Here is a 9,505-nt window from a genome sequence, read left to right on the forward strand (position 1 = left end):
GAGCCGCCGCCCGTCCCGGGCGGACGGCGGGTTCGTGCGCGTTCCGCCCCGCGATGTCCGAGCCCGCTGGTAGAAGTCACCCGACGGACACCGCAGCGTCGCGAGGAGACCCCATGAGTACGCACACGGTCACTTCCCTGGACGGCACCACCCTCACCTGCGAACGGCTCGGCGACGGCCCGCCCGTCGTCCTGGTCGGCGGCGCGCTCAGCGCACGCGGCGCGGGGCTGCCGCTGGCACGGGAACTGGCGGACCTCGGCATGACCGGCGTGGTCTACGACCGCAGAGGCAGAGGCGACAGCGGCGACACCCCGCCGTACGCGCCCCAACGGGAGGCGGAGGACCTGGCCGCCGTCGCCGCGGCGCTGCGCCCTGACGCGGACGGCGGACGGGTGCACGCGTTCGGGATGTCCTCCGGCGGCATCGTGGTGCTGGAAGCGGCGGCCCGCACGGACGCCCCGCTGGGCAGGCTGGTGCTGTTCGAACCGCCCTTCACCGGCGCCGCCGGGCTGCCCCAGGCCCCCAACCACGCGGCGCTCCTGGCCGACCTGGTCGGCCAGGGCAAGCGGGACCAGGCCGTCGCCCACTTCATGACGGAGGTCGTCGGCCTGCCGCCCCAGGCCGTCGAGGGGGCCCGGCGGTCGGCGGGGTGGGACGGGATGGAGAAGCTCGCCCACACCCTCGTCTACGACACCTCCCTGCTGGGCGACGCCTCCCTGCCGGCCGGCACCCTGTCCGCCGTGGACGTCCCGGTGCTGGTGCTCAGCAGCAGGGCGAGCACGCCCGCCCTCCAGGAGGCCGCCCGCGTCACCGCCCAGGCCCTGGCGCACGGGGAACACCGCGCGCTCCCGGGGACCTTCCACCAGGTTCCCCCCGGGGAACTGGCCCCGGTGATGCGGGACTTCCTCCTGGACTGAGAGCCGCTGAGGGGCTGGCGAGGGTTGCTGAGGGCTGCCGAGGGTCCGCGGGAGGCGGCCGACGGGGGGCGGGCGGGTGCCACCGGACGTCCGCCCGGCCACCAGGTGTGATCCAGGGGGCTGAGCCGGACGCTCGTCCGGCCTACACTTCCCGATCATGCCGAACGACGCCGGGAACCCCGCTGCCGCGCAGCCTCCGCTCTTCGAGACCATGTCCACGATGAGGGCCATGCGCCGCCTCAAGCCCGACCCCGTACCGGACGAGCTGCTCGAACGGCTCGTCCAGGCGGCGGTGTGGGGCCCCAGCGGGGGCAACATCCAGGGCTACGAGTACGTCGTGGTCGCCGACCCCGCCGTCATGGCGCGGCTGGCTCCACTGTGGAAGCGGTGTGTGGACGCCTATCTGGCCACCACCGGCAAGCACGCGCCCGCGGGTATGGACGAGGCGGCCTACGGTCGGATGGTCGCCGCCATCGAGTACCAGCGCGACCACTTCGCCCGTACCCCGGCCCTCGTCATCCCCTGCTACCGCATGCCCCTCCCGGCGCCGGACGAGGAGGGGCAGCGGGCCTCGCTGGAGGCGCTCGGCGAAGCCGCGGCACACCGGCTGGCTGCCGTCCAGGAGCGCTTCACGGCACTCGCCGAGGGTTCCTGCGTCTACCCCGGCGTGCAGAACCTGCTGCTCGCCGCGCGCGGTCTCGGCCTGGCCGCCAACATCACCATCTGGCACCTGATGCTGGAGGAGGAGTGGAAGCAGGCCCTGGGGATCCCGGAGGAGATGCGCACCTTCGCCGTCATCCCGGTGGGCCGGCCGCAGGGCAGGTTCGGCCCCGTGCGGCGGCGCCCCGTCTCCGAGGTACTGCACCGCGACGGCTGGTGACGGCCGGGCACGGGGAGCGCGCGGAAGGGGGCTCCCCGCGCCCGGCCGAGGGACACACCGGGAGGCGATACGTCAAGTCTTCTCCATGGGTTCGCCAACTCCCCCATGAAGCAGGGCAGTTGGGGGAAGCCACCGACTGTTCCGATGGTTCGGGCAGTGAGCGACTCGGGGGTGGGGGAGATGGACCCGGTACCAGCGAAGGGGACCCGGCGGTGTGCGGCGGCCGACGAGGCGGACCCGACACCGTGCGAGGGCAGGCCGGCGGCGGTCACCGTCATCGCCCGTGACGGCACCCAGCACACCGGGTGCGTCCACCACACCGCCCGGCTGCTGGCCAGCCTGGAGGGGGCGCGGCTGCACCCCTCGGCCGCCGCGCTGCCCTGGGCCTGCGAGGTCTACTGCCGGGCGGCCCAGCTGCCGCCCTTCGCGTGGCAGATCGGACGCTGACCGCCCGGCACACGGTGTCTGGCGACCGGCGACCGGCGACCGGCGACCGGCACACGGCGCCCGGCGACCGGCGGACGCCCGGACCGACGCGGGAGACGGACGGACGGCGCCACGCGGCACATGCCGCGGGCGCGGGTACTCGGCAGGGGCCGCCCCCGGTGATGGGATGCGGTCGAACGGGAGAGGACCCGACCCCGACCCCGAGGAGGGAACCGGCATGAGCAGCGCTGCCACCACCGGCGAGAGCGCCGGCAACACCGAGTACGGCCGCAAGGTGTTCAAGAGGTCCAAGAGCCACTTCGCCGACCGCATCACCGCGGACGGGCGCGACGGCTGGCCCGTCGAGGCGGGCCGCTACCGGCTGGTCGTCAGCCGTGCCTGCCCGTGGGCCAGCCGCGCCCTGGTCTCGCGGCGCCTGCTGGGACTGGAGAGCGCGCTGTCGCTGGCCGTCACCGACCCCATCCAGGACGACCGCAGCTGGCGCTTCACGCTCGATCCCGACGACCGCGACCCGGTGCTCGGCATCCGCTTCCTGCACGAGGCGTACGACAAGCGGGAGACCGGCTACCCGGGCGGGGTGAGCGTCCCGGCCGTCGTGGACGTGCCCAGCGGCAAGCTGGTCACCAACGACTACCAGCAGATCACCCTCGACCTGGCCACCGAGTGGCAGGCGCTGCACCGGCCGGGGGCGCCCGACCTGTACCCCGAGGCGCTGCGCGACGAGATCGACGAGGTCGCCGAGGGCATCTACCGGGACGTCAACAACGGGGTCTACCGCGCGGGTTTCGCCACCACGCAGAAGGACTACGAGGCGGCGTACGCGGATGTCTTCCGCAGGCTGGACCTGGTGTCCGAACGGCTGAGGGGCCAGCGCTACCTGGTCGGTGACACCATCACCGAGGCCGACATCCGGCTGTTCACCACCCTGGTGCGGTTCGACGCCGTCTACCACGGCCACTTCAAGTGCAACCGCAACAAACTGGAGCAGGACCCGGTGCTGTGGGCGTACGCGCGGGACCTGTACCAGACGCCGGGGTTCGGCGACACGGTGGACTTCGACCACATCAAGCGGCACTACTACGTCGTCCACACCGGCATCAACCCGACCTCGATCGTGCCGGTGGGCCCCGACCTGTCCGGCTGGCTCACCCCGCACCACCGCGAACAACTCGGCGGTCGCCCCTTCGGCGACGGCACCCCGCCCGGACCGGTGCCGGCCGACGAGGAGGTACCGGCCGGGCACCGGCCCTGAGCCCTTGCCCGGGCTGCCCCTGCCGCAGGACGAACCAGGGCTGACAGACGGACGCCGAGGTCTCCGGAGATGCCCTCCCGCCCGCACCCGGTCGATGACGCGCGGAGTAATGACCGCGCGGCCCAGCGGCCCCCCGCTCCCCGGCCCCGCCCCCCCGGCCACAGCGTGCGGTTGACGTGGTCGCGCCGTGCCGGAAGAGTCCCGCGCGTGGAGATCGACGAACTGACGCGGCCGGAACGGCGGGTGTGGGAGGCGTTTCCGCGCGGCGAGGAGGTCGACCTCGCGGCGGACGGCGAGAGGACGGTACGGGCACGGGTGCTGCGCTCCCTGCTGCTGCGGGCGCCGGCGGAGGACGGGGAGATACCCGCGCTGCGGCTGCGGGGCGCGCGGATCACCGGTGAACTCGACCTCCACTCCGCCGTCGTCACCGCGCCGGTCTCACTGCGGGAGTGCGTCTTCGAGCAGACCGTGGTGCTGTACGGAGCCGAGTTCCGGCAGCTCGCCCTGCGCGGCTGCCGGATGCCGGGGCTGTGGGCGACCACCGTGCGGGTGGACGGGGCGCTCCGGCTCAACGACTGCCGCGTGACCGGGCCGCTCCGGCTGAGCGGGGCGCGCGTCGGGGGTGCGCTCTTCCTCGGCCGCGCCGTGCTGGACGCGGAGCGGGGGGAGCGGGGGCCGGAGGAGTCCGGGGTGGCTCTCCGGCTGGACCACGCCGTCATCGGTGAGGACCTGCGCGCCGCGAGTCTGACCGTCCACGGCCAGGCACGGCTGGACGGCATGACCGTCACGGGCTACGTCCGCTTCGACGACGCCCGCTTCCTGCACCCCGGAGGCCCGCGCAACACCGCGCTCCAGGCCGAGACGCTGACCGTGGGCACCGACCTGCACGCCATGCGGATGCGCGCCGAGGGACGCGTCAACCTGCGCGGGGCCACCGTGCCGGGCCAGCTCAACCTCGCCTACGCGCGGCTGTCGAACCCGGGCGGTGTCGCCCTGCGGGCCAGCAGCTGCACGGCCGGTGAGTTCTGGCTGCGCGAGGCGGCGCCCGTCGAGGGCGCCGTCAACCTGCGCCGCGCCCGCTTCGACCTGCTGCACGTGGCGCCAAGCGTGCTGCCCGGCGAGGTGCTGCTCGACGCCCTCGCCTACACCACCCTCGCCCCCGCCCTGCCCGCCGCCGAACGGCTGGAGGTGCTCACCCGGGACGGGGACGGCTACGTGCCCTTCGCGTACGAGCAGCTGACCGCCGCCTACCGGCACATCGGGGACGACGCGGCGGCCCGTACCGTCCAGCTCGCCAAGCAGCGCAGGCACCGCACGACGCTCTCCCCCCACGGGCGCCTGTGGGGTCATCTGCAGGACGTGACCGTCGGCTACGGCTTCCGGCCCCTGCGGGCCGCGGGCTGGCTGGCCGGGCTGCTCCTGCTGGGCGCGGTCACCTTCGGCCTGCATCCGCCGCGTCCGCTCAAGGCCGACGAGGCGCCCGGCTTCAACGCCTTCGCCTACGCGCTCGACCTGCTGCTGCCCATCATCGACTTCGGCCAGGAGAAGGCGTACGCACCGGAGGGCTGGTACCAGTGGCTGGCGTATCTGCTCATCGTCGCCGGCTGGGTGCTGGCGACCACGTTCGTGGCCGGCGTCAACCGTACGGTGAGCCGCGCCTGAGCCGCGTCTGAGCGGGCGGCGGGCGGGGCGGGGCGCCGGCGCCGTCGGAGCCCTGTCCGGAAGGGCTTCGGAGGCTCAGGAGGCGCGCCAGACCGTCGTGGCGTTGCAGAACTCCCGGATGCCGTGCCCGGCCAGCTCCCGCCCGTAGCCGGAGCGCTTGACGCCGCCGAACGGCAGTGCCGGGTGCGAGGCCGTCATGCCGTTGAAGTAGACGCCGCCCGCCTCCAGGTCCCGTACGAAGCGTTCCGTCTCGCACTCGTCCCGTGTCCACACGTTCGAACTCAGCCCGAAGGGCGTGTCGTTGGCCAGCTCGATCGCTTCGTCCACGTCGCGCACCCGGTAGAGCGAGGCGACCGGGCCGAACGCCTCCTCGCGGTGGATGCGCATCTGGTCGGTGACCCCCGTCAGCACCGTGGGCTCGTAGTAGAAGCCCCGCTCCAGCCCCTCGGGGCGGCGGCCCCCGCACGGTGCCTGGGCGCCCTGGGCGAGCGCGTCGGTGACCAGCTCCTCCAGGTCGTCGCGGCCCTGCTCGCTGGAGAGCGGGCCCACGTCCGTCCCCGGGTCCATGGGGTCGCCCACGGTCAGCTCCCGCATGCCCTGGACGAACAGTTTTGCGAACGCGTCGTAGACGTCGGTGTGGACGAGGAAGCGCTTGGCGGCGATGCACGACTGGCCGTTGTTCTGCACCCGCGCGGTCACCGCCGTGCGGGCGGCGGACTCGATGTCGGCGGAGGGCATCACCACGTACGGGTCGCTGCCGCCGAGTTCGAGAACGGTCTTCTTGATCTCGTCCCCGGCCACCGAGGCGACCGCACGGCCCGCGCCCTCGCTCCCTGTCAGCGTCGCCGCGGCCACCCGGGGGTCGCGCAGCACGGACTCGATCGCGCCGGAGGGCACCAGCAGGGTCTGGAAGCAGCCCGGCGCGAAACCCGCGCGGTGGAAGAGGTCGCCCAGGTACAGCGCGGTCTGCGGCACGTTGGAGGCGTGCTTGAGCAGCCCGACGTTCCCCGCCATCAGCGCGGGCGCCGCGAACCTGATGACCTGCCACAGCGGGAAGTTCCACGGCATGACGGCGAGGATCGCACCCAGCGGCCGGTAGCAGACCTTCGCCCTGACCGCGCCCGCGTCCTCGACGTCCTCCGCGGCCGGGTACTCGTTGGCCAGCAGCGCCTCGGCGTTCCGGGCGTACCAGCGCATCGCCTTCACGCACTTGGCCACCTCCGCCTCGGCGGCGGCCAGGGTCTTGCCCATCTCGGTCGTGACGACGCGCGCGACCCCGCCCGCCTCCCGCTCCAGCAGCCCAGCCGCTGCGGTCAGCAGCCGGGCCCGCTCCTCGAACGTGGTGGTGCGCCAGACACGGAAGGCCGCGTCGGCCTCCGCGATCCGGCGGTCGATCTCGTCCTCGGGCAGCGGGTCGAACGTCTTGAGTGTCTCGCCGTCAGCGGGGTTCACCGTGGCGATCGGCATGGGATGCGACCTCTCGGCAGTCCGGGCCAGCGGTGTCGGCCGCCCGCGGGCAGGCGGCCGACCCCCGGCCGTCTCTTCAGCGGCACGCCGGATCCTGTCCCGGGGCGGCCCGGCGCCCATGACGGGGGCGGGCGGAAACCGTGTGCCCGCCCCCGCTCAGCTCTCCGTGGCGGGCGGGACGTCGTCGGGGTCGTAGTCGTCCAGCCCCGCCTCGACACGCTCCTCCTCGGTGCGCCTCGCCAGCTCGTCGTCGTCCGGCTTGTTCGGCATGCCCCCGTGGATCCGGCGCTCCTCCGGGCCGCGGATCTGGTCCGGCTCGCCGCCGGCCTGGTCGGGTTGGCGCTTGGACATCTCCAGCTCCTCACCTCGGGAAACCGGGCACCCCGGCCTGCGCCGCGCGGAGCACCCGTTCGGCGGGTCCTGCCCTCCGGGGTTGCCCGCCCTGGCGACGGAAAACCCCCGGAAATCCCGGCCCCGGTATCCGAGCACGGAACGAGGCTCTTGAGCGTTACGAGGGTGCCGGAGCCGTCACCGACGGCCCTCACGTCCCGCCCCACGAGGAGTACCCATGACGCGACCGACCAGCGCAGGCCAGGTGACCGGCGGCGTCCGGCCCGCCGAACCGGCGGACGTCCCCGCCGCGCTGGACACCCTCACCCGCGCGTTCGCGGACTACGCCTTCACCCGGCACGTCGTCGCGGCCGACGACCACGAGAGCAGGGTGCGCCGGTTCCAGGAGCTGTTCCTCACCCGCATCGGCCTGCCCTACGGGCGGGTGTGGGTGGCGGACGGCGGCCGTGCGGTCGCGGTGTGGACGACCCCCGAGCGGGACCCGGCACCCGGCTTCGCCGAAGTGGGGCCGCTGCTGGAGGAGCTGGCCGGGGACCGCGCGCCCGCCTTCGAGTCCGCCGAGCGCGCCCTCGCGCCGTACCGTCCGGCGGAGCCCGCCTGGTTCCTCGGCACGGTCGGCGTGGACCCGGCGGCCCAGGGCTGCGGGCTCGGCAGCGCCGTCATACGGGCGGGGCTGGCGGAGGCCGACCAGGCGGGCTGCCCGGCCTTCCTGGAGACCTCCGCCGAGCGGAACGTGAGGTTCTACGAACGGCTCGGCTTCACCGTCACCGCCGAGGTGGACCTGCCCGACGGCGGGCCCCGCACCTGGGCGATGCTCCGCAGGCCGGGCGGGTCGGGGGAGTAGCGGGCCGGGCGGTGGCGGCGGCGCGGCGGATGGCCGGCCGGGACCGGAGCCGGGCTCCGGCCCCGGAGCCGAGCCGGGCTTCCCCTGGGGAGCCCGGCGGCCCTGCGGTCCCCCAGCCCCGCGCAGGACGCCGTACGGCGCTCAGGCACCGGCCGGTGCGGAGCTCGGATATTGGCCGGTGTGGGGCTCGGACATCGGCCGGTGCGGCGCTCAGCAACCGGCCCCGATGGAACGCTGAGGCACCGGCCGATGGGGCGCTGAGGAACTGGCCGATGGGGCGCCGGGGAGGGGGACCGGTGTGGGGGCTCAAGTGTGCGCCGACGACGCACTCAAGTGCGGGCCGACGGCGCACTCAGGTGTTGGCCGTCGAGGCGCTGATCTCGCCCAGCGCCGAGCCGGGGTCCCGCTCCAGGGCCAGGTCGCCGAGCGCGACCATGCCCACGGCCTCGCCGTCCTCCACCACCGGCAGCCGCCGCAGCGCGTGCCGTCGCATGAGGTCCACGGCGTGGCCGGCCTCGTCGTCGGGGGCGACCGTCACCAGTTCGGGGCTGCACACCTCGCGGACCGTCGTCCGGTCCGGGTCCCGGCCCTCGGCGAGCACCCGGACCACCAGGTCCCGGTCGGTGACCAGGCCGCGCAGCCGGTCGCGCTCGGTGACCAGTACGGCGCCGATGTCCTCGTCGCGCATCCGCTGGGCCGCCTCACCGACGCCCGTCAGCGTGCCCACGGCGACCGGTGCGGCGGTCATGACCTCCCGGACGAGCTGGGCCATCGTCGTCCTCCTCCCGGACGGGCGGCGGCTCCCGTGCTGCCGCCGCGGGACCGGGCGGGTACCCCGCGTCGCCACCGCGCACGCACCGTCGCGGGTGCCGGGCCCGCGCAGCGTTTCCGTGCGGGCGCCGCGGCGGGTATTAGGGTCGCGACCATGACGCAGGTGGCCTCTACCTCGCCGGCCGGCTCCGACGGAGCGGCGCCGTGGGCGCTGCGGAACTACGCCTTCCTCGCCGACGGAGAGCGCGGCGCGCTGCTCGGCCCCCGCGGCGAGATCGTGTGGCTGTGCGCGCCGCGCTGGGACAGCGAGGCGGTCTTCTCCCGCCTCATCGGCGGACCGGGGCAGTACGCGGTCCGGCCCGAGGACGACTGGCACGTGGCCGGCGGCTTCTACGAGGAGGGCTCCCTCATCCGGGTCAACCGGTGGGTGACGTCCGAGGCCGTCCTCGTGGTCCGGGACGCGCTCGCGCTGCCGGCCACGCCCGAACGGCTGGTGCTGCTGCGCCGGGTGCGTGTGGAGAAGGCCCCGCCGTCCGGCGTCGGGGTGCGGATGGTGCTCGACCCCCGTCCCGACTTCGGGCAGGCCCCGCTGAGCGCCTGGACGCGCGAGCCGGACCCGGCACCGGGGACGGACCGGGCATCGGGGACGGACCGGGCATCGGGAACGGACGGAGCGCCGGAGGCGGACGGGGTACCGGGGGCGGGCGCGGACGCGACGAGTGCCGGGGCCGCGGACGGGCCGCCGGTGTGGACGGCCGTCGGGGGCGGGCTGCGGGTGCGCTGGCGGGGCGCGCCGGAGGCGCGGCCCGCGGCCGGCGGCGCCCTGCTCGGCTCCTGCACCCTGCGTCAGGGCGAACAGCGCGACCTCGTTCTGGAGATCACCTCGGCGCGCGCGGCGAGCGGCGGAAGTCTGG

At 74.7% G+C, this 9,505-nt stretch carries 10 protein-coding genes; 7 read left to right on the plus strand and 3 right to left on the minus strand.

Features of this window, described 5'->3' with window-relative positions; translation table 11 throughout:
• Window positions 1-113 precede the first annotated feature (113 nt).
• The 5 genes from FM076_RS34775 (at window position 114) to FM076_RS28715 (ending at window position 5,158) form a co-directional block, all read left to right on the plus strand.
• Window positions 114-917 carry an alpha/beta fold hydrolase gene (locus tag FM076_RS34775; RefSeq protein WP_173873764.1) on the plus strand — a complete coding sequence of 268 codons (804 nt, stop codon included), beginning with the start codon at window positions 114-116 and terminating at the stop codon, window positions 915-917.
• Between the two features lie 157 nt (window positions 918-1,074).
• Window positions 1,075-1,797, plus strand: coding sequence for a nitroreductase family protein (locus tag FM076_RS28700; protein ID WP_173873765.1), 723 nt, complete (start codon window positions 1,075-1,077; stop codon window positions 1,795-1,797).
• Window positions 1,798-1,953: 156 nt separating this feature from the next.
• A complete protein-coding gene (locus FM076_RS28705) occupies window positions 1,954-2,244 on the plus strand; it encodes a hypothetical protein (RefSeq protein WP_345945299.1) in 291 nt (96 codons plus the stop codon).
• A gap of 217 nt (window positions 2,245-2,461) precedes the next feature.
• Window positions 2,462-3,496, plus strand: coding sequence for a glutathione S-transferase family protein (locus FM076_RS28710; RefSeq protein WP_173873766.1), 1,035 nt, complete (start codon window positions 2,462-2,464; stop codon window positions 3,494-3,496).
• Between the two features lie 207 nt (window positions 3,497-3,703).
• Window positions 3,704-5,158, plus strand: coding sequence for a membrane-associated oxidoreductase (locus FM076_RS28715; RefSeq protein WP_173873767.1), 1,455 nt, complete (start codon window positions 3,704-3,706; stop codon window positions 5,156-5,158).
• 75 nt (window positions 5,159-5,233) lie between these two features.
• On the opposite strand, the gene FM076_RS28720 is transcribed toward FM076_RS28715, so the two are convergent.
• Window positions 5,234-6,625 carry an NADP-dependent succinic semialdehyde dehydrogenase gene (locus FM076_RS28720; RefSeq protein WP_173873768.1) on the minus strand — a complete coding sequence of 464 codons (1,392 nt, stop codon included), beginning with the start codon at window positions 6,623-6,625 and terminating at the stop codon, window positions 5,234-5,236.
• A 156-nt stretch (window positions 6,626-6,781) separates the two neighbouring features.
• A complete protein-coding gene (locus FM076_RS28725; protein ID WP_173873769.1) occupies window positions 6,782-6,976 on the minus strand; it encodes a hypothetical protein in 195 nt (64 codons plus the stop codon).
• 217 nt (window positions 6,977-7,193) lie between these two features.
• On the opposite strand from FM076_RS28725, the gene FM076_RS28730 reads away from it, so the two are divergent.
• The gene (locus FM076_RS28730; RefSeq protein WP_173873770.1) at window positions 7,194-7,820 is read left to right on the plus strand and encodes a GNAT family N-acetyltransferase; all 627 of its coding nucleotides are present in this window, start codon (window positions 7,194-7,196) and stop codon (window positions 7,818-7,820) included.
• Window positions 7,821-8,172: 352 nt separating this feature from the next.
• Here the strand turns inward: FM076_RS28730 and FM076_RS28735 are convergent, their stop codons facing one another.
• Window positions 8,173-8,592 carry a CBS domain-containing protein gene (locus FM076_RS28735; RefSeq protein ID WP_173873771.1) on the minus strand — a complete coding sequence of 140 codons (420 nt, stop codon included), beginning with the start codon at window positions 8,590-8,592 and terminating at the stop codon, window positions 8,173-8,175.
• Between the two features lie 153 nt (window positions 8,593-8,745).
• Here FM076_RS28735 and FM076_RS28740 point away from each other — a divergent pair.
• Window positions 8,746-9,505, plus strand: a 760-nt coding sequence (locus FM076_RS28740; RefSeq protein ID WP_243274663.1) for a trehalase-like domain-containing protein, incomplete at its 3' end; no start/stop codon positions are given.

This window comes from Streptomyces albus subsp. chlorinus (genome assembly GCF_013302895.1).
GTDB lineage: Bacteria > Actinomycetota > Actinomycetes > Streptomycetales > Streptomycetaceae > Streptomyces > Streptomyces chlorinus.

Excerpts from the sequence above, each read along its gene's own strand:
- FM076_RS28700 (WP_173873765.1), top strand. The coding sequence starts at position 1,075 with ATGCCGAACGACGCCGGGAACCCCGCTGCCGCGCAGCCTCCGCTCTTC.
- FM076_RS28725 (WP_173873769.1), bottom strand. The coding sequence starts at position 6,976 with ATGTCCAAGCGCCAACCCGACCAGGCCGGCGGCGAGCCGGACCAGATC.
- FM076_RS28710 (WP_173873766.1), top strand. The coding sequence starts at position 2,462 with ATGAGCAGCGCTGCCACCACCGGCGAGAGCGCCGGCAACACCGAGTAC.
- FM076_RS34775 (WP_173873764.1), top strand. The coding sequence starts at position 114 with ATGAGTACGCACACGGTCACTTCCCTGGACGGCACCACCCTCACCTGC.
- FM076_RS28735 (WP_173873771.1), bottom strand. The coding sequence starts at position 8,592 with ATGGCCCAGCTCGTCCGGGAGGTCATGACCGCCGCACCGGTCGCCGTG.
- FM076_RS28720 (WP_173873768.1), bottom strand. The coding sequence starts at position 6,625 with ATGCCGATCGCCACGGTGAACCCCGCTGACGGCGAGACACTCAAGACG.
- FM076_RS28730 (WP_173873770.1), top strand. The coding sequence starts at position 7,194 with ATGACGCGACCGACCAGCGCAGGCCAGGTGACCGGCGGCGTCCGGCCC.